At 70.7% G+C, this 18515-nt stretch carries 15 protein-coding genes and 1 tRNA gene; 4 read left to right on the top strand and 12 right to left on the bottom strand.

Annotated elements, in window-relative coordinates; genetic code table 11:
- Positions 1–272: 272 nt before the first annotated feature.
- The 3 genes from KZ829_RS05030 to KZ829_RS05020 all read right to left on the bottom strand — a co-directional run bounded on the left by KZ829_RS05030 (position 273) and on the right by KZ829_RS05020 (position 2966).
- Positions 273–1253 (bottom strand): ribose-phosphate diphosphokinase, encoded by a 981-nt coding sequence (locus KZ829_RS05030; protein ID WP_183222600.1) that lies wholly within the window; start codon positions 1251–1253, stop codon positions 273–275.
- A 114-nt stretch (positions 1254–1367) separates the two neighbouring features.
- Positions 1368–2810: a bifunctional UDP-N-acetylglucosamine diphosphorylase/glucosamine-1-phosphate N-acetyltransferase GlmU gene (gene glmU / locus KZ829_RS05025; protein WP_220142656.1), complete on the bottom strand. Its 1443-nt coding sequence runs from the start codon at positions 2808–2810 to the stop codon at positions 1368–1370.
- An 84-nt stretch (positions 2811–2894) separates the two neighbouring features.
- Positions 2895–2966 (bottom strand) — tRNA-Gln (locus tag KZ829_RS05020).
- A gap of 143 nt (positions 2967–3109) precedes the next feature.
- Between KZ829_RS05020 and KZ829_RS05015 the strand changes: the two genes are divergently transcribed.
- The gene (locus KZ829_RS05015) at positions 3110–3712 is read left to right on the top strand and encodes a TetR/AcrR family transcriptional regulator (protein WP_220142886.1); all 603 of its coding nucleotides are present in this window, start codon (positions 3110–3112) and stop codon (positions 3710–3712) included.
- Between the two features lie 30 nt (positions 3713–3742).
- Here KZ829_RS05015 and KZ829_RS05010 read toward each other — a convergent pair whose 3' ends face one another.
- The 5 genes from KZ829_RS05010 to KZ829_RS04990 form a co-directional block, all read right to left on the bottom strand.
- Positions 3743–4204 (bottom strand): DUF4383 domain-containing protein, encoded by a 462-nt coding sequence (locus KZ829_RS05010; RefSeq protein WP_220142655.1) that lies wholly within the window; start codon positions 4202–4204, stop codon positions 3743–3745.
- A 78-nt stretch (positions 4205–4282) separates the two neighbouring features.
- Positions 4283–6076 carry an ABC-F family ATP-binding cassette domain-containing protein gene (locus KZ829_RS05005; protein WP_220142654.1) on the bottom strand — a complete coding sequence of 598 codons (1794 nt, stop codon included), beginning with the start codon at positions 6074–6076 and terminating at the stop codon, positions 4283–4285.
- 7 nt (positions 6077–6083) lie between these two features.
- Positions 6084–7031, bottom strand: a complete 948-nt coding sequence (locus tag KZ829_RS05000) for a 4-(cytidine 5'-diphospho)-2-C-methyl-D-erythritol kinase (protein ID WP_220142653.1) — start codon at positions 7029–7031, stop codon at positions 6084–6086.
- 28 nt (positions 7032–7059) lie between these two features.
- Entirely contained in the window at positions 7060–7947 is an 888-nt protein-coding gene (rsmA, locus tag KZ829_RS04995; RefSeq protein WP_220142652.1) for a 16S rRNA (adenine(1518)-N(6)/adenine(1519)-N(6))-dimethyltransferase RsmA, read from the bottom strand.
- A gap of 20 nt (positions 7948–7967) precedes the next feature.
- On the bottom strand, positions 7968–8882 hold the full coding sequence (locus KZ829_RS04990) for a TatD family hydrolase (RefSeq protein WP_372453837.1): 915 nt from the start codon (positions 8880–8882) through the stop codon (positions 7968–7970).
- A gap of 70 nt (positions 8883–8952) precedes the next feature.
- On the opposite strand from KZ829_RS04990, the gene KZ829_RS04985 reads away from it, so the two are divergent.
- Positions 8953–9987 carry a hypothetical protein gene (locus KZ829_RS04985; protein WP_220142650.1) on the top strand — a complete coding sequence of 345 codons (1035 nt, stop codon included), beginning with the start codon at positions 8953–8955 and terminating at the stop codon, positions 9985–9987.
- A gap of 1 nt (position 9988) precedes the next feature.
- Here KZ829_RS04985 and KZ829_RS04980 read toward each other — a convergent pair whose 3' ends face one another.
- From KZ829_RS04980 to metG, 3 genes are all read right to left on the bottom strand, one after another.
- Positions 9989–11305, bottom strand: a complete 1317-nt coding sequence (locus KZ829_RS04980) for a hypothetical protein (protein ID WP_220142649.1) — start codon at positions 11303–11305, stop codon at positions 9989–9991.
- A 160-nt stretch (positions 11306–11465) separates the two neighbouring features.
- Positions 11466–12743, bottom strand: coding sequence for a hypothetical protein (locus KZ829_RS04975; RefSeq protein WP_220142648.1), 1278 nt, complete (start codon positions 12741–12743; stop codon positions 11466–11468).
- A 185-nt stretch (positions 12744–12928) separates the two neighbouring features.
- The gene (gene metG / locus KZ829_RS04970) at positions 12929–14734 is read right to left on the bottom strand and encodes a methionine--tRNA ligase (RefSeq protein ID WP_220142647.1); all 1806 of its coding nucleotides are present in this window, start codon (positions 14732–14734) and stop codon (positions 12929–12931) included.
- A gap of 132 nt (positions 14735–14866) precedes the next feature.
- On the opposite strand from metG, the gene KZ829_RS04965 reads away from it, so the two are divergent.
- On the top strand, positions 14867–15889 hold the full coding sequence (locus KZ829_RS04965; protein WP_220142646.1) for a hypothetical protein: 1023 nt from the start codon (positions 14867–14869) through the stop codon (positions 15887–15889).
- A gap of 64 nt (positions 15890–15953) precedes the next feature.
- Here KZ829_RS04965 and rsmI read toward each other — a convergent pair whose 3' ends face one another.
- Positions 15954–16805, bottom strand: coding sequence for a 16S rRNA (cytidine(1402)-2'-O)-methyltransferase (gene rsmI, locus KZ829_RS04960; protein ID WP_220142645.1), 852 nt, complete (start codon positions 16803–16805; stop codon positions 15954–15956).
- A gap of 75 nt (positions 16806–16880) precedes the next feature.
- On the opposite strand from rsmI, the gene KZ829_RS04955 reads away from it, so the two are divergent.
- A complete protein-coding gene (locus KZ829_RS04955) occupies positions 16881–18464 on the top strand; it encodes a dolichyl-phosphate-mannose--protein mannosyltransferase (RefSeq protein ID WP_220142644.1) in 1584 nt (527 codons plus the stop codon).
- Positions 18465–18515 lie beyond the last annotated feature (51 nt).

Genomic DNA, 18515 nt, shown 5'->3' with positions numbered 1-18515 from the left:
TTGGTATTCCTGGCGCTGCCGGGCAAGGGGCGCGCTGGGCACAGGCCCGGAGCACCGCGTCGATGACGGCACCTCGAGTGGACTGCGGAACCTCAGCAGACCACGAGGCACCCTCGCCGTGGCAACCGCACCAGCTTACCTGGCACGATCGTGCATCAGTCAGCGGGTCCGTCCGGCTGGCGGCGTCCGCGAAAAAACGATGCTACTGATGCAAGTTGCACCACATGCGAAAGCGCCCGCCGAGTCGACGGGCGCCTCACGAACCACAGAGGTCAGCTCAGGCCACCGAACAAAGTGGTCACCGAGCCGTCGTCGAACACCTCACGGATCGCCCGGGCCAGCAGCGGAGCGATGGAAAGCACAGTGATCTTGTCGAGCCGCTTCTCCGGGGAGAGCGGCAGCGTGTTCGTCACCACCAGCTCGCTGATCCTGCTGTTCTTCAGCCGCTCGGTGGCCGGGTCGGAGAGCAGCGCGTGCGTGGAGGCCACGATCACGTCGGCCGCGCCCTCCTCGAACAGGATGTCGGCCGCCTTGGCGATCGTGCCGCCGGTGTCGATCATGTCGTCGACGATCAGGCAGACACGGCCCTCCACCTCACCGACCACGCGGTTCGCCACCACCTGGTTGGGCTTCAGCGGGTCACGGGTCTTGTGGATGAAGGCCAGCGGGCAGCCGCCCAGCCGGTCGGTCCAGCGCTCGGCCACCCGCACCCGGCCGGAGTCCGGCGCGACCACGGTCATCGGGCGCCCCGCGTACTTCTTCTGCACGTAGTCGGCGAGGATGTCCATCGCGAACAGGTGGTCCACCGGGCCGTCGAAGAAACCCTGGATCTGGGCGGTGTGCAGGTCCACCGTGAGGATCCGGTTGGCGCCCGCGGTCTTCAGCAGGTCGGCCACCAGACGGGCGGAGATCGGCTCACGGCCGCGGTGCTTCTTGTCCTGCCGCGAGTACGGGTAGAACGGCAGCACCACGGTGATCCGCTTGGCTGAACCACGCTTCAGCGCGTCGATCATGATGAGGGTCTCCATGACCCACCGGTTGACGCCCTCGGTCACCGACTGGACGACGAACGCGTCCGAGCCGCGGACCGACTCCTTGAAACGGACGAAGATCTCACCGTTGGCGAACTCGTACGAGTCCGACGGGGTCGGTGCCACACCGAGCACCTGACCGATCTCCTCGGCCAGTTCCGGGAAACCCCGGCCGGAGAAGAGCATCAGACTCTTACGGTTCTCGGCGACGATGCTGCCCATCGGCTCGCTGCTCCCGTGGATTAGGGGGATGGAGGTTCGCAGTGAAGTATCCCTTGCGGGAACGTAACCGCCACGTTTCGAGGGCCTCGGGTGGGATGGCTCACCCCAGCTGGATCAGTCCTGCTCAGGGGTGATATCCGCGGCCCTGGCGGCGGCCTCGGCGGAGGCCGTCCCGGGACGGGCCCGCGCCACCCAGCCCTCCACGTTGCGCTGCGGCGCGCGGGTGATCCCGAGGTTGCCGGCCGGGACGTTCTTCTGCACCGCGCTGCCGGCCGCCACGTACGCCCCCGGGCCGATCTCGACCGGCGCGATGAGCACGGTGTCCGACCCGACGAAGGCCGCCTCGCCCACGGTGGTGTGACTCTTCCTCACCCCGTCGTAGTTGGCGAAGATCGTGCCGGCGCCGATGTTGGCCTTGGCCCCGATCGTGGCGTCACCCACGTACGTCAGGTGCGGCACCTTGGCGCCCGCACCGAGCTCGGCGTTCTTCGCCTCGACGAAGCCACCGATCTTGGACTTCTCCCCCAGACGGGTGCCCGGGCGCAGGTACGAGTACGGTCCCACGGTCGCCGAGGGGCCGATCTCCGCCCCGATCGAGTGAGTCCGCAGGACCGTGGCGCCGGCCGCCACCGTGGTGTCGACGAGCGTGGTGTCCGGCCCGATCACCGCGCCGGTCGCGACCGAGCTGGTGCCGAGGATCTGCGAGTTCTGGTCGACGGTCGCGTCCGGCTCGAGCGTGGCGGTCACGTCGATCCAGGTGGTCGCCGGATCGAGGATCAGCACACCGGAACGCATCCAGGCCTCGTTCACCCGGTCCCGCATCAGCACCCGCAACCGGGCCAGCTCGGCGCGGTCGTTGCAGCCGAGGGTCTCGTACGCGAACTCGGCCACCTCGATCGCCACCGGGTGCCCCTGGGCGGCCAGGATCCCGAAGACGTCGGTCAGGTACTCCTCGCCCTGGGCGTTGTCGGTGGACAGCTTGCCCAGCGCCTCACGCAGCAGCGCCGCGTCGAACGCGTAGATCCCCGAGTTGATCTCCCGGATCCGCCGCTGCTCCTCGGTGGCGTCCTTCTGCTCGACGATCCGCTCCAGGTTGCCGTCGGCGCCCCGGACGATCCGGCCCAGCCCGCCCGGCTCGGCCACCTCGGCGCTCAGCACGGTCGCCGCGGCGCCGGCCTTCTCGTGGGTGGCCAGCAGCGCCTCCACCGTCTCCGGGCGCAGCAGCGGCACGTCGCCGCTGAGCACCACCACGGTGCCGGTCAGGTCGGGCGTGGCGTCCAGCGCGATCCGCACCGCATGGCCGGTGCCGTTCTGCTCGGCCTGCAGCACCGGGGTCGCCGCCGGAGCGGCCTCGGCCAGGAACGCCCCGACCTGGTCGGCCTTGTGGCCGACGACCACCACGGTGCGGTCGGTGTGGATGGCCTGGGCAACGGCCAGGACGTGCCCGAGCAGGGTGCGCCCGAGCAGCGGCTGGAGAACCTTGGGCGTCTGGGACTTCATCCGCTTGCCCTCGCCGGCGGCGAGGACGACGACGGTACGGCTGGGGGCCTGGCTCACGCGGTAACTCCATCGATCGCAGTGGCATCTTGCATAGGTGGCGTCATATCCACCCGCAGCCATCGGGGCTCACCACAGAAATTGCTCGGCCGCCAGGACTCGAACCCGGAACATCTGGACCAAAACCAGAGGTGTTGCCAATTACACCACGGCCGAATGTTGCTGCAGACAGACTAGCGTCCCGCGGAACGATCGCGATAAGCGGACGAAGCCTGTCGAGTTGACGACAGGATCGGGCTGGCAGGATGAACCGGGTGAATGAGCACGGGGACGCCACCGACCGGCAGAGACGCGTCCGGATGTCGGCCGCCCAGCGCCGGGAGCAGCTGATCACGATCGGGCGACAACTGTTCGCCGAGCGTGGTTTCGACGCCACCAGCGTCGAGGAGGTCGCGGCCCGGTCGAAGGTGTCGAAGCCGGTGGTCTACGAGCACTTCGGCGGCAAGGAGGGCCTGTACGCGGTGGTCGTCGACCGCGAGGTGCGGGCCCTGCTGGACCGGATCACCACGGCGCTCACCGCCGGGCATCCGCGCGAGCTGCTGGAGCAGGCCGCGCTGGCGCTGCTCGACTACATCGACCAGGAGCCGCACGGCTTCCAGGTGCTGGTGCGCGAGTCGCCGGTGCTGTCCGCCTCGGGCAATCTCCAGAGCGTGCTGAGCGACGTGGCGCACCAGGTGGAGCACATCCTCGGCGCCGAGTTCAAGAGCCGGGGCCTCGATCCGAGGTACGCCGCGCTCTACTCGCAGGCGCTGGTCGGGATGGTGGCGCTGGTGGGGCAGTGGTGGCGGGAGGAGCGCAAGCCCAAGAAGGAGATCGTCGCCGCGCACCTGGTCAATCTGGCCTGGAACGGCCTGTCCCATCTGGAGGCCAAACCGGGGCTGATCACCCGCCGGGTCCGCTGAGCGGTCCCGGCGGGTCACCCAGGGCGAGAATCAGGCGGTACGGCCTTCGCGCACCTGCCGCGGCGCGCCGGCCATGGCCTTCGGGGCGCTCTTGCTGTACAGGCTCACGGTGATCAGCAGCAGGCCGACCAGGTAGGTGACGACCACGGTCGACATGGTGAACCCGAGGATGTTCAGGTCGTCGGTCCGCAGCACGGCCAGCGCGTAGGTGCCGACCACCAGCAGGCCCCAGCCGAGGAACTGGTCGACGGCGACGTCGATGTTGCGGCCGACCGCGGTGGCGAGCAGCACGATCGCGCCGAGCACCAGCGAGATGATCGACCACAGCATGTTGCTGCCCTGTCCGAGCACCCGCACGCCGGGGCCGGTGAACTCCTCGCCGGAGGTGGTGATGAACCCGATGAGGCCGAACGCCACCAGGTACGCACCGGTGATGAAGCCGACGATCCGGTAGATCGGCCGAAGCGGGTGATTGACCGGGGTGTGCGCCATGGTTCCGTCTCCAAGGTCAGGTGTCTTCGAGCAGATTCTCGCGTATCCCCGACAACGGGCGCAGCCACACCCCCCGGATCAGCTCTCGGACGCCTGCTCCGCCAGCTCGAGCCAGGCCTCCTCGGCCTCGGTCTTCTCCTGCTGCACGGCCTTGAGCTGAGCCTCCAGCTCGATCAGCTTGTCGTAGTTGCTGCCGTGCTCGGCCAGGCTCTCGTTGATCTTCGCTTCCCGGTCGGACAGCTTCTCCATCTGCCGTTCCAGCCGGGCCAGGTCCTTCTTCGCCTGGCGCAACTCGCCGGCGGAGAGCCCGGAGGCAGCGGACGGGGCGCCCGTCTTGGCCACCGTCGGCACGGCGCCCGGCACAGCGACCCGGGCGAGATACTCGTCGATGCCGCCGGGCAGGTGCACCAGCCGGCCGTCGCCGAACATGCCGTAGACCGTGTCGGTGACCCGCTCCACCAGGTAACGGTCGTGGCTGGCCACCACCATGGTGCCCGGCCACGAGTCGAGCAGGTCCTCCAGCGCGGCCAGGGTGTCGGTGTCCAGGTCGTTGGTCGGCTCGTCGAGCAGCAGCACGTTGGGCTCGGTGGCGAGCAGGCGCAGCATCTGGAGGCGCCGCCGCTCACCGCCGGAGAGATCGCTGACCGGCGTCCAGATCCGCTTGTCGGTGAACCCGAACACCTCGGCGAGCTGACCGGCCGACAGCTCCCGGTCGCCCAGCTTGACCCGCTTCGCGACCTCCTCCACGGCCTCCAGCAGGCGCAGCTGCCCGGGCAGCTCCTTGAGCTCCTGGGAGAGGAAGGCCGACCGGACCGTCGAGCCGGTGACGAGCCGGCCGCCGTCCGGTTTCGTCACCCCGGCGAGCAGCCGCAGCAGGGTGGTCTTGCCGGCCCCGTTGGCGCCCAGGACGGCGATCCGGTCGCCGGGACCGACCTGCCAGGTCAGGCCCTGGAAGATGCTCTTCGGACCGGCGTTCAGCTCGACCTGCTCCAGGTCGTAGACCTGCTTGCCGAGCCGGGTGGTGGCGAGCCGCTGGAGGCTCACCGTGTCGCGGACCGGCGGGACGTCGGCGATCAGCTCGTTGGCCGCGTCGATCCGGAACTTCGGCTTCGACGTCCGGGCCGGCGGGCCACGGCGCAGCCAGGCGATCTCCTTGCGCAACAGGTTCTGCCGGCGGGCCTCGACGGCCGCGGCGACCCGCTGGCGCTCGGCGCGGGACAGCACCCAGGCGGCGTAACCACCCTCGTACGTGTGCACCTGCTGATCCACGACCTCCCAGGTCATGGTGCAGACCGCGTCCAGGAACCAGCGGTCGTGGGTGACCACGAGCAGCGCGCCCCGGCGGGTCAGCAGGTGCTTGGCGAGCCAGTCGACACCGGCCACGTCCAGATGGTTGGTGGGCTCGTCGAGGATCAGCAGGTCGCTCTGCCGGACCAGAAGCGCGGCCAGGGCAACCCGGCGGCGCTCGCCACCGGACATCGGCCCGACCGGCGTGTCCAGCCCGAGGTAGCCCATGCCGAGGCCGTCGAGGATGGTGCGCACCCCGGCGTCGCCGGCCCACTCGTGCTCGGCGCCCATGCTCTGCGGCAGCCAGGCGGTGCCGAGCACGACGTCCCGCACGGTGGCCTCGCCGGCCAGGGTGAGGGTCTGCGGCAGCGACGCGACCCGCAGGTCACGGCGGTGGGTGACCCGGCCGGAGTCCGGCTCCTCGGTCTTGGCGAGCATGCGGAGAAGGGTCGATTTACCGGCGCCGTTGAGACCGACGATCCCGATGCGGGCGTCGTCGTCCAGGCCGAGCGACACGTCGGTGAGCAGCTGACCGGCGGCGCCGTAACCCTTGCTGACCCGGTCCAGGTTGATGATGTTGGCCACGATGCTTCTAGATTACCCGCGCGCCCGGCTGCGGTCCGCGCGCGGTGACCGCCGCCCGGCACACCCCGGCCTCGGTGAGCCCGGCCGCGACCCGCTGCGCGTGGTTGGCGTCGGCGGCCAGGAAGACACAGGTGGGGCCGGAACCGGAGACCAGCCCGGCGATGGCGCCCGCCTCCTGGCCCGCGTTCAGCACGTCGGCGAGCTGCGGGCGCAGCGCGAGCGCGGCCGGCTGGAGGTCGTTGCCGAGCGCCGCGCCGAGCACCTTGGGATCACGCTGGCGCATGGCGGCCATCAGCTCGTCCGGGCCGCCGAGCGGCTCGGGCGGCGAGGAAGCGGCGCGCAACCGGTCCAGCTCGCGGTAGACGGCCGGGGTGGAGAGCCCGCCGTCGGCGATCGCCACCACCCAGTGCCAGGTGGTCGGGCGGGCCAGGATGGGACTGACCGCCTCACCGTGGCCGGTGCCCAGTGCGGTGCCGCCGTGCAGCAGGAACGGCACGTCCGAGCCCAGCTCGGCGCCGACCTCGGCCAGGTCGTCGCGGGACATGCCGAGACCCCAGAGCATGTCGCAGGCGATCAGGGTGGCGGCCGCGTCGGCGCTGCCCCCGGCCAGGCCACCGGCCAGCGGGATGCTCTTGCGCAGGTGCAGCCGCGCGTAGGCCGGGACCCGGCCGCGGGCGGCCAGCGCCCGGGCCGCCCGGATGATCAGATTCGACTCGTCCAGCTCCAGCTCACCGGTGCCCTCACCCTCCATGGTGAGCGTGAGGGTGTCCCCGCGGCGGGCGGTCAGCTCGTCGAAGAGGCTGATCGCGTGGTAGACGGTGTTCAGCTCGTGATACCCGTCCGGGCGCAGCGGGCCGACCCCGAGATGCAGGTTGATCTTTGCCGGCACACGCACCTTCACCGGACCGTGGTGCGGGCGCGGCTCGTCATCGTCCGGTCCCCACGCCTCCGTCACGGAGCGAAGTCCCGGATAGCTTCCGTGGTCATGAGTTCTTCTCCTCGGGCTCTGCGCCGGACGGGCTGAGCTTACCGCCGGACCCCTGCTGTCGGGCCGCCCCCGCGATCGCGGCGAACTCACCCACCGTGAGCGACTCTCCCCTGGCCTGCGGGCTGACCCCGGCCGCCCGCAGCACCGACTCGGCCCGGTCCGGCCCGCCCGCCCAGCCGGCCAGCGCGGCCCGCAGCGTCTTGCGGCGCTGCGCGAAAGCGGCGTCGACCACCGCGAACACGGCGGCCCGCGGGACGTCGGACGGCGGCTCCCGCCGGGTGAAGGCGACCAGCCCCGAGTCCACGTTGGGCACCGGCCAGAACACCGCGGGCGGCACCTTCCCGGCCGGTCTCGCCTCGGCGTACCACGCCAGCTTGACCGACGGCACGCCGTACACCTTCGAGCCCGGACCGGCGGTGAGCCGGTCGGCGACCTCCTTCTGCACCATCACCAGCCCGCCGCGCAGGGTGGGCAGCTCGGCCAGCAGGTGCAGCACCACCGGGACCGCCACGTTGTACGGCAGATTGGCCACCAGCATGGTGGGCGCCGGGTCGAACCGGTCGCCGGTCACCTTGAGCGCGTCGGCCGGGTGCACGGTGAGGTGCGCCGCGGTGACGGTGCCCGGCAGTGCCGCGGCCAGGGCCCGGTCGATCTCCACGGCGTGCACGTGCCGGACCGCGCCGACCAGGCCCAGCGTCAGCGAGCCGAGCCCCGGGCCGACCTCCAGGGCCACGTCGTCCGGGCGCAGGGCGGCCACCGCCACGATCCGGCGGATCGTGTTCGGGTCGTGCAGGAAGTTCTGGCCGAGCTTCTTGGTCGGCGCGACGCCGAGGCGCGCGGCCAGGTCCCGGATCTCCGCCGGGCCGAGAAGTGCATCAGCCATGGCCAGAGCCTACGGTGACCTCATCGCCAGCCGCCGAAGACCTCCTCGCCGTTGGCCGAGATCGCCGCGCAGAGCGTGTCCAGGTCGGTGCCGGTCGTGGTGGCGAGCGCCCGCATGGTCAGCGGAACCAGGTACGACGCGTTGGGCCGCCCCCGGAACGGCGTCGGGGTGAGGTAGGGCGCGTCGGTCTCCACCATCATCTGCCCGGGCGGTGTGATCGCGGCCGCCTCCCGCAGCCCGGTGGCGCTCGCGAAGGTGACCGTCCCGGCGAAACTCAGGTAGTAGCCACGGCGCACGCACTCGGCCGCGAACTCGGCGTCCCCGGAGAAACAGTGCAGCACCACCCGGTCCGGCGCGCCCTCGGAGTCGAGCACCCGCAGCACGTCGGCGTGCGCGTCCCGGTCGTGGATGATCAGCGCCTTGCCGTAGCGCTTCGCGATGGCGATGTGCGCGCGGAAGCTCTCCTCCTGCGCGGCCCGGCCCTCCTCCCCGGTACGGAACGTGTCCAGCCCGGTCTCGCCGATCCCCCGCACCCGGGGCCGGGCGGCCAGCGACTCGATGACGCGCAGCGCTTCGTCCAGATCGGAGAGTCGCGGCGCCTCGTTCGGGTGAAGGGCCACCGCCGCCAGAATCGACTCATGGCGCTCGGCCAGGTCGGCGCCCCAGCGGGACGAGTCGACGTCCACCCCCACCTGGACCAGCCGGTCCACACCGCTCTTGGCGGCCGCGCCGATCAGTGCCCCGACCGGGTCGCCGGCGCCGTCCCCGGGCACCCCCGCCTCCTGAACCGTGAGGTCGAGGTGGGTGTGGCTGTCGAAGACCGGGACGGAGAGCGGCTCGGGCGCCGGCGGGAACTCACCGGCCCGGCGGGCTTCCTTGGCGCGGCGCCGGTCTGATGGGGACTGACCCGAGGGAGACGAAGGCATGTGAGACATTGTGCACGCCGAGTTTTCCGGTAACCGGGCGTTCATCCGATATCCACCGCGATCACTTAGGTTGCGCCCCGTGACCGTGACCGGTGAGGAGAACGAGCTGGGCACCGACCCACTCGAGCCGCCCCTGATGGCCCCGCTGCGCCGCGACCTCACCTGGCAACAGGTGCAGTCGATGAGCCAGTCGGTGGCCTACCGGGACGATCCGATGCTGCGCCGGATCCGGGTCACCGCGGCGATCCGCCGGGGCACCCGGATGACCAAGATGCTCTCCGCCGCCCAGGTCGCCGGCCATCTCGGCGGCTGGCTGCCGTACGGCTTCTGCTACCGCGCAAGCGACCTCGCCCACCTGCGTGAACCCGGGGAGCTGGCACTGCTGCGCACGGACGGCGCGGCCGACTCGCAGGTGACGTTCGCGCTGCGCTGGCGGGCCACCGATCCGCTGGACTACGAGATCCCCGGCGAGCCCGCGCACCCGGGTCTGGCCGCGCTGCCGGCGCACTCCCGGATCGGGGCCATGGTGCTCGGCACCGGCTTCACCCCGAGCGCCGACGACCTCATCCCCGAGTACGTGACGGCCGGCTTCGCGGACCTGCCGATGCCGGCGAACGCGCAGTTGCTGGCCCATGTGCCGGGCGGGGACGAGGTGGTGCTGTACACGTACCAGCCGGAGCAGCACGGATGGCTGCGCCTGGCCGGGCCGCGCTGGCGGAGCCTGCTCTCCGAGATCCCCGGCGGCAGCCCCGACCGGGAGTACGTGCCCTGCACCGCGGCCGGGTCGGCCCGGCTGGTCGGCCGGATAGACGACAAGGAGTACGAGGCGGTCGCCGACCCGCCCGGCGAGTTCCGGGTACGGGCGCTGACCCGCGCGGCCCGCTATCCGGTGCAGACCCTGAGCCGCCGGGCCGAGCAGGCCCGATGGCGCGGGATCTCCTGCTGGGTGTTGCAGCGCGACGAGACCTGGGCCCGGCTGCGGCTGCTCCGCCCCGAGGTGGACGGGATCAACACGACCGGCGCCCGGTGCTACGAGCGTGGCGTCTACGAGGCGTGGGCGCCGATCGACGAGCTGACCGACCACCACATCGCGGACATCGCCTACCAGATGTAGGTCAGGCCTTGTTCAGGGTGACCTGCCGGGCCCGCTCGGTCAGGTTGCCGGCCCGGTCGAACGTCCAGGCGTAGACCAGGAACTGCCCGCGGCTCACCCCGGCCGGCAGCCTGAGCGACCATCTGCCCTTGCTGACGGTGACCCGGACCCCGGAGTTCGAGCAGTAGGCCTGGAACTGCGCGTCGGTGTAGAACCGCTTCCACTTCCGCTGCGGGGTCAGGCAGTACAGCTTGCCGCTCGCGGTGGAACGGGCCACGGTCATCCACACGTGGGTCACGCCGGACGCCTTGTCGGAGGCCGTTCCGCGGACCGTCTTCCAGGAGCTGACCCGGTTCGACTTCGACGGTTTGGTGATGCTCAGCGACGGCTTCACGGCGTCGGCGTAGACCTGGACCGTGCCGATGGCCCGGTAGGCGCTCCACCCGTTCGCGTTCCAAAAAGCGATCTTCAGGGTACGGGCGCCGGTGATCTTCCTACTCAGGTTCCACTGGCGGCTGGCGGCGTCCCAGTCGTACAGGAGCGAGGTGTTGTAGGTGCCGGTCTTCGGCGACAGGCCGGACCGGTAGTTGTTGCCCCAGTCGATCGACATGTACCGGGTGCCGGCCGGCAGGCCGCTGATCTTCACGGCGAACGGGTAGCCCTGGTAGACGCCGGCCCGGCTGAGTGAGTACTTCCCGGCCGGGTTGGTCACCGCGACGGTCCGGGTGAGGGTGCGGGCGTTGCCGGCCCGGTCGGTCATCGTCACGGTGATCGTGAACGACGCGACCCGGGAGTACTGCCTGGTCGCACCGACGGCGCCGGCCGCGAGCGTCTGCGGCGCCGAGCCGTCGCCCCAGTTGACGACCCGGGTGATCTGCGCATCCGTGTCGGTGTCGTCCTGGAAGTCGGCGGCGGCCTGGCTGAGCTGCACCGACTGGCCGAGCCAGAGCGAGGTGGCGTTCACCCGGAACGAGCCGGTCGGCGCCGCGGTGTCACCGGTCGGCCCGGTGGTCGGCGGCGTCGTCGTCGGCCCGGTGGTCGGCGGCGTCGTCGTCGGCTCGGTGGTCGGCGGCGTCGTCGTCGGGTCCGTGGTGGGCGGCGTCGTCGTCGGCTCGGTCGTCGGCGCCGTCGTGGTCGGGTCCGTCGTGGGGTCGGTCGTCGGCTCCGTGGTCGGGTCCGTCGTCGGGTCCACGGTGGGGTCGGTCGACTCGTCGGCCAGGTTGACCACCGTGGTGGCCGGGCCGACCGCCGACGCCGGGGACGTGACGACCACGCCGCCGGCCACCAGCACGCCACTGACGATCGCGGCCACGAGCGGACGGGTGTGCCGTGACTTCAACTTCGACTCCTTCGGTGCGGAACCACACGAAGGACACGCGAAACCCAGGCCTCCCCCGTGGTTGTCGCGACGCTACCCCAGCCCAGGACCACGATCAATCCTGCGGAAGGCCTGGAAAACAGCGATGCCCGCCGGTTTCTCACCGGCGGGCATCGGGCGATCAACTGCGGGTGATCTCCGCGGTGCGGTAGGTGCTGCGGAAGTAGTTCGCGTAGTCGTACACCCAGGCGTCGACCGCGAAGAACTGGTTCTTGGCGAGGCCGGCGGGCAGCTTCAGCGACCACTTGCCGTTCTTGATCTTGACCTTGACGCCGGTCGCGTAGCAGTACTTGTCGACGTCGGCGTCGCTGTAGTACCGCTTCCACTTCCGCGCCGGGGTGAGGCAGTAGGCCTTGCCGCTCTTGGTGACCCGGAAGGCGGTGACGCCGAGGTGCCGGACGCCGGAACCCTTGTCAGCGACGGTGCCGGTGATCGTCTTCCAGGAGCTCGCCCGGTTCGTGCTGGACGGCTTCTTGATCGTCAGGGTCGGCTTCCACTTGTCCTTGAGGACGTTGATGGAGCCGATGGTCTGCCAGGTGCCGTAGCCCTTGGCGTTGCCCCAGGCGATCCGCAGCGTGCGGACGCCGGAGACGCGGGCGTTGCTGACCTTGACGTACTGCCTCAGCGCCGCGTCCCACCGCCACCGGTAGAGGATGCGGCCGGAGAGCGACTTGGTCGTCGACCAGTACTCCGAGTCCCAGCCGTCACTCCAGTCGATCTTGTACATCGTCGCCCCGGCCGGGACCTTGCCGATGTTGATGTTGAAATATGCGCCCTGGTAGACGCTCTTGCGGCTGAGCGAGGCCTTGCCGGCGGGCACGGTGACCGCGACGGTACGGGCCGGGATCGCGGAGGTGTTGCCGGCCGGGTCGGTGATGGTCACCGTGACCTTGAAGCTCCCGGCCCGGGTGTACGACTTCCGGGCGCTGTACGTGGTCGGGCTCAGCACGGTGCTGGTGCCGTCGCCCCAGCTCACCACCCGCTTGAGGGCGCTCTGGGCGTCGCCCGGGTCGCTGTAGTCCCAGGATTCCTGGATGACCTTGATCTGCTGGCCGGTCCAGACCGAGGTGTAGTCGAGCGCGAACGAGCCGGTCGGCTTCGTCGTGTCCGGGGTCGGCTCGGTGGACGTCGGCGTCGGTGTCGGATCCGTCGGTGTCGGGTCCGTCGGCGTGGGGTCGGTGGGGGTCGGCGTCGGGTCGGTGGGGGTCGGCGTCGGGTCCGTCGGCGTCGGGTCGGTCAGGTCCAGGCCCGTGGCGGACTCTTCGACGACGGCCGACGGGTTCTTCCCGGAGGGCGCGTCGGCGGCCGAGTCCGGGATCGCGTAGGCCGGTGCGCCAATGAGCGTGCCGCCCGCGATGAGGGCGCCGCTCACGACGGCGACGGCAAGGCGTGTCTTCACAAAACTCCTTCAAGGGGATGTCTGCCACCTGAAGGAGCGAATAGGTCGCTACCTAAACGTACCGACGAAACGCCCCCGTCCCCGTGGCTCTGTGAAGATACCGAACCGATGATGAACGATCAACGCATTTGACGACGACGATGCCCACCGGATTGATCACAATCTGGTGGGCATCGAATGTCGGCTCAGGACTCGTCGCCACCCAGGCGGGCCAGCTCCTCCTCGATCACCGACGGGTCGAGCTTGCGGAACACCGGCGTCGGCGCGGCCAGCGGGGTGCCGGCCACCAGCGGCACCGACTCCCAGCGGGCGCCGGTCCGGTAGTCACCCGTCAGCACCGGGTAGCCGGGGCCGCCGTCCAGGTCCTCGACCTCCTCGATGCGCGGCATCGGGGCGTGCACACCCTCGCCACCGAGCAGCTCGAACACCTTCTGCGCGGAGTGCGGCAGGAACGGGGTGAGCAGCGTGTTGGCGTCGCTCACCACCTGGAGCGCGACGTGCAGGACGGTGGCCTGGCGCGGCTTGTCCTCATCGGACTTGAGCTTCCACGGGGCCTGCTCGGACAGGTACCGGTTGGCCTCGGCGACCACCCGCATGGCCTCGCCGATCGCCGCCTTCTGCCGGTGCTTGCCGATCAGCTCGCCGACCGTGGTGAACCCGGCCTTGGCCACCTCGAGGACCGCCTCGTCCTCCGGCGTCAGCGGACCGGCCGCCGGGATCTCGCCGAAGTTCTTCGCGGTCAGCGAGATCGACCGGTTGACCAGGTTGCCCCAGCCGGCCACCAGCTCGTCGTTGTTGCGCCGGACGAACTCGGCCCAGGTGAAGTCGGTGTCGTTGGACTCCGGCCCGGCCGCCGCGATGAAGTAGCGCAGGGCGTCGGCGTCGTACCGCTCCAGGAAGTCGCGCACGTAGATGACCACCCGGCGGGACGAGGAGAACTTCTTGCCCTCCATCGTCAGGTACTCGCTGGAGACCACCTCGGTGGGCAGGTTGAGCTTGCCGAACTCGCCGGCCGTGCCACCCTTGTCGCCCTCGCCGGAGTAGCCGAGCAGCAGGGCCGGCCAGATCACCGAGTGGAAGACGATGTTGTCCTTGCCCATGAAGTAGTAGCCGAGGGCGTCCTTGCCCTGCGCGTCGGCCGACCACCACTGCCGCCAGGCCTCCGGGTCACCGCTGCGCCGGGCCCACTCGATGGACGCCGACAGGTAGCCGATGACCGCGTCGAACCACACGTAGATGCGCTTGTCGTTGCGGTCCCGCCAGCCGTCCAGCGGGATCGGCACGCCCCACTCCAGGTCCCGGGTGATGGCCCGGGGCTGGAGGTCGTCGAGCAGGTTGCGGGAGAACTTGAGGACGTTGGGCCGCCAGTTCTCCCGGCGGTCCAGCCAGCCGCCGATCGCCTCGGCGAAGGCCGGCAGGTCGAGGAAGAAGTGCTCGGTCTCGACGAACTGCGGGACCTCGCCGTTGATCCGGGAGCGCGGGTTCAGCAGCTGCTCCGGGTCGAGCTGGTTGCCGCAGTTGTCGCACTGGTCGCCGCGCGCGCCCTCGTAGCCGCAGATCGGGCAGGTGCCCTCGATGTACCGGTCGGGCAGGGTGCGGCCGGTGGACGGGGAGATCGCGCCGAGGGTGGTCCGGGCGACGATGTAGCCGTTCCGGTGCAGCCCCTCGAACAGCTCCTGGACGATCGCGTAGTGGTTGCGCGTGGTGGTCCGGGTGAACAGGTCGTACGACAGGCCGAGGCCGTGCAGGTCCTCCACGATCACCCGGTTGTACCGGTCGGCGAGCTGACGCGGGGTCACCCCGTCGGCGTCGGCCTGCACCTGGATCGGGGTGCCGTGCTCATCCGTGCCGGAGACCATGAGCACGTCGTGACCGGCCATCCGCATGTACCGGCTGAAGACGTCGGACGGCACCCCGAAGCCGGAAACATGACCGATGTGGCGGGGGCCGTTGGCGTAGGGCCAGGCAACCGCGGCGAGAACGTGACTCATGGTGTCCAAGCGTAGTGACCGCTCCCAGGGGTTCGCGAACGGATTGCCTCCTCCGGCGCTGGTATGCCGATTTGTCCCGACACGCCCCATCAGGAACGTGATCACCGACGGGCCGGGGCATTCAATGGGCAAATGACCGGAGACGCTCCACAGCCCGCGGAACCGCCCCGTGACCAGGGCAACCCGTGGACCCTGTCCGACCCCGACGGCGCCTGGTGGCACGGCGAGGACGACCGGGACCGGCCGGACGCCGAAGATCCGTCGTCGGCCGCCGCCCACGTCGCCGGGGTCCGCGACCTCACCGAGCACCTGAACCGTCTGGAACACCTGGACCGCCTGGAGAACCGGGACCGCCGCGACCGCCGCGACCGCCCGGAACCCGCCGAGGAGCCGGGACCGCCCGCCCGGCTGACCGAGCCGGGCGCCGCGCCCGGCGGCTCCCGGCTCGCCACCGCGGGCGAGCTGATGATCGTCGAGGGCGGCCCGGAGCGGGAACCCCGGCCCGGGGTGACGCCGCTGCCCGAGGTGATCGGCTGCCCCGACGTCGAGGCCCGCCTGGAACGGATGGAGAACTCACCGTTCTGGCTCACCGAGGAGGAGCGCGCCCGCAACGACGCGGCACGCGCCGACCACCGGCCCGGCCGTCGCCGCCGGCCGCCCGCCCACAACCCGCTGAGCGCGTTGTTCGCGCTGGTCACGCTGAGCCTGGTGGCAGCCTTCTTCGGCTGGGTCAGCGCGGAACCGTTCTGGCTGGCGGTGGGGCACGGCGACCAGGGGTACGCGACCACCACCCACTGCCGCGGCGACGGTCTGGCCCAGCGCTGCGCCGGGCAGTTCGCCTCGCTCGACGGGCACTACAGCGTCTCCCGGGTGACGCTGCTCGGCATCTCCGGCACCGGACGGCACACGGGCGCGGTGTCCTCGGCCCGGATGGTCAGCCCGGACAGCGACCAGGCCTACGCGGCGCCGGCCGGGGCGCTCATGCACCTGCGCTGGGGGCTCGGCTTCCTGCTCGTGGCGATCTGCGGCTACGGCATCGCCGAGGCGACCGGGGCACGGCGGCTGCCGTCCCGGCCCACCCGGCGCAGTGCCCTGATCGCCAGCTTCCTCGGCCCGCTCCTGCTGCTGAGCGGCTTCCTGGTCGCGGCCTACTGAACCGTCGGCTGGGCGGGACCGTGCTTCGCGTATTTTCCGGAATCGGTTCGGGTAGCCGTACGAATCAATGGTGTATCAGGGCGTAGACGTCGCGTTTGCGCAGCTGATAAGCGTCGGCCACCGACTGGATCGCGTCCCGGCGGGAAGCGCCGGCGGCCTCCCGCCGAGCGACCTCGGCACGCAGCTCGTCGTCTCCGGGCCGTTCCGGCGGCCCGGCCGGCGCGCCCGCGACCACCAGGGTGATCTCGCCGCGCGGCGGATCCGCCGCGGCGTTCGCGGCGAGCGCGGCGAGGGTGTCCCGGCGGATCTCCTCGTACGTCTTGGTGAGCTCCCGGCAGAGGGCGGCCGGCCGGTCCGCCCCGAAGATCGCGGCCAGGTCCTCGAGCGCGCCGGCGATCCGGTGCGGCGCCTCGAAGAACACCAGCGTGCGCGGCTCGGCGGCCAGTTCGCGGAGGCGGGAGCGGCGGTTCGAGCCGGACCGGGGCAGGAAGCCCTCGAAGACGAACCGGTCGCTGGGCAGGCCGGAGAGGGCCAGCGCCGTGGTGACCGCGCTCGGCCCGGGCGCCGAGGTGACCGGGAAGCCGGCGTCGAGCGCCGCCCGGACCAGCCGGAAGCCGGGGTCGGAGACGCTCGGCATGCCGCCGTCGGTGACGACGGCGACGACCGAGCCGTCGCGCAGCGCCTCGACCAGTTCGGGGGTACGCCGTTCGTCGTTGCCCTCGAAGTAGGAGACGACCCGGCCACGCACGGTGACATCGAGGTCCCGGGCGAGCCGGCCGAGCCGCCGGGTGTCCTCCGCGGCGATCACATCTGCCGAGGCCAGGACCTCGCGCAACCGGGTCGAGGCGTCGCCGGTGTTGCCCAGCGGGGCGCCCACCAGGATCACGCGGCCGCCGGCTTCTTCGTCATCAGGCATCGCAAAAGTCCATCACATGGCAAGAGGTGGTGATGGCGGGCATCGCTTCTCAGGCTTGCGTCCTACGATCGCGGGGTGACGACGGCGGCGACAGCTGACACAGACCTCACCCCCGCGGACCCCACCGCCGGGACAGGGTCATCCCCAAGCGTGCGTGATGTGCCCGAGATCGTCCGGCGTCGGCTGTCGACGCTGGACCGACGGTTCAACCCGTACTCGTGGCTCATCACCCTGATCATCGTCACGGTGGCCGGCATCCTGCGGTTCGCCGGGCTGGACAAACCGAAGGGTTACATCTTCGACGAGGTCTACTATCCGACCGACGCCTGGGACATGCTCCAGCACGGCTTCGAGTGGGACGAGAAGGTCAACGGCGCGGCGTACGTCGTGCACCCCCCGCTCGGCAAGTGGCTGATCGCGCTCGGCGAGACGGTGTACGGCAACAACGAGATGGGCTGGCGGTTCTCCACCGCGGTCGCCGGCACGCTGATGGTCCTGATCCTCATCCGGATCGCGTTCCGGCTGTTCCACTCGATCGTGCTGGCCGGGATCGCCGGTCTGCTGATGACGCTGGACGGCTTCCAGCTGGTCCTCTCCCGGACGTCGCTGCTGGACATCTTCATCGGCCTGTTCATCCTGATGACCTTCGGCGCCCTGGTGCTGGACCGCGACCACTACCGCCGCCGCTGGCTGCGGGCGCTGGAGCGGGGCTACGACCCGCAGAAGACGCCGACCGTGCCGCTGATCGTGCCGTGGTGGCTGCTGGCCGCCGGGATCACCTTCGGCATGGCGTGCAGTGTCAAGTGGAGCGCCGCCTTCTTCGCGCCGTTCTTCGCGGCCCTGGTGATCGTCTGGCGGGTGCAGGCGCGGCGCTCCGCCGGGGTGCGCGGGCCGGTGCTGGCCGGCATCCTCGGCGACCTGGGCTGGCTGCTGCTCTGCTTCGGTCTGGCCATCGGCGTCTACCTGGCCAGCTGGACCGGCTGGTTCGTCACCGACAACGGCTACTTCCGGCACTACCGGGCGGACAACGGGTGGAGCGAACCGCCGGTCATCGGGGCGCTGCTCAACCTGGCCCACTACCACTCCGAGGCGTTCAACTTCCACACCGGACTGACCGAGAAGCACACCTACCAGTCGTGGCCGTGGCAGTGGCTGCTGCTGGGCCGTCCGGTGGCCTTCTACTGGAGCACGGCCGGCAACTGCGGAGCCCCGAGCTGCGCCGCCGAGATCCTGCTTCTGGGCACGCCGATCCTGTGGTGGTCGTTCCTGCCGGCGCTGGGCGCGCTGGCCTGGTTCGGGATCGCCCGGCGCGACTGGCGGGCCTACGCGATCATGACCGGCGCGGTGGCCGGCCTGCTGCCGTGGTTCTACTTCGCGGTCAAGGACGGGCGCACGATGTTCGCGTTCTACGTGATGCCGGCGCTGCCGTTCCTGATCCTGGCGGTGGTCTACGTGCTCGGGGCGATCATGACGCCCCCGGGCGGGATGGCGGCGGGGGCGAACCGTTCCGACCGGCAGCTCATCGGCGCCGTCGCGGTGTCCACCTACGTCGTCCTGGTCGCGCTGTGTTTCGCCTATTTCTACCCGGTCTTCGTGGGCACACTGCTGCCCTACGACGACTGGTCGGTGCGCATGTGGCTCGGGGGCCGCTGGATCTAGCGGCGACAGCCCGGAAACAGAAGGGCGCGCCCCGATCGCCTGCCACGGGGG

The sequence above is a fragment of the Actinoplanes hulinensis genome (genome assembly GCF_019429605.1).
In the GTDB taxonomy this organism is placed as follows: domain Bacteria; phylum Actinomycetota; class Actinomycetes; order Mycobacteriales; family Micromonosporaceae; genus Actinoplanes; species Actinoplanes campanulatus.
The sequence above is the reverse complement of the archived record's forward strand: the minus strand, read 5'-3'. Positions and strand labels throughout refer to the sequence as shown.

Bases quoted from the DNA above. Each gene is read 5' to 3' on its own strand.
- KZ829_RS05030 (WP_183222600.1), bottom strand. From the start codon at position 1,253: ATGGGCAGCATCGTCGCCGAGAACCGTAAGAGTCTGATGCTCTTCTCC.
- KZ829_RS05015 (WP_220142886.1), top strand. From the start codon at position 3,110: ATGTCGGCCGCCCAGCGCCGGGAGCAGCTGATCACGATCGGGCGACAA.
- KZ829_RS05010 (WP_220142655.1), bottom strand. From the start codon at position 4,204: ATGGCGCACACCCCGGTCAATCACCCGCTTCGGCCGATCTACCGGATC.
- rsmA (WP_220142652.1), bottom strand. From the start codon at position 7,947: ATGGCTGATGCACTTCTCGGCCCGGCGGAGATCCGGGACCTGGCCGCG.
- KZ829_RS04990 (WP_372453837.1), bottom strand. From the start codon at position 8,882: ATGTCTCACATGCCTTCGTCTCCCTCGGGTCAGTCCCCATCAGACCGG.
- metG (WP_220142647.1), bottom strand. From the start codon at position 14,734: ATGAGTCACGTTCTCGCCGCGGTTGCCTGGCCCTACGCCAACGGCCCC.
- KZ829_RS04965 (WP_220142646.1), top strand. From the start codon at position 14,867: ATGACCGGAGACGCTCCACAGCCCGCGGAACCGCCCCGTGACCAGGGC.
- rsmI (WP_220142645.1), bottom strand. From the start codon at position 16,805: ATGCCTGATGACGAAGAAGCCGGCGGCCGCGTGATCCTGGTGGGCGCC.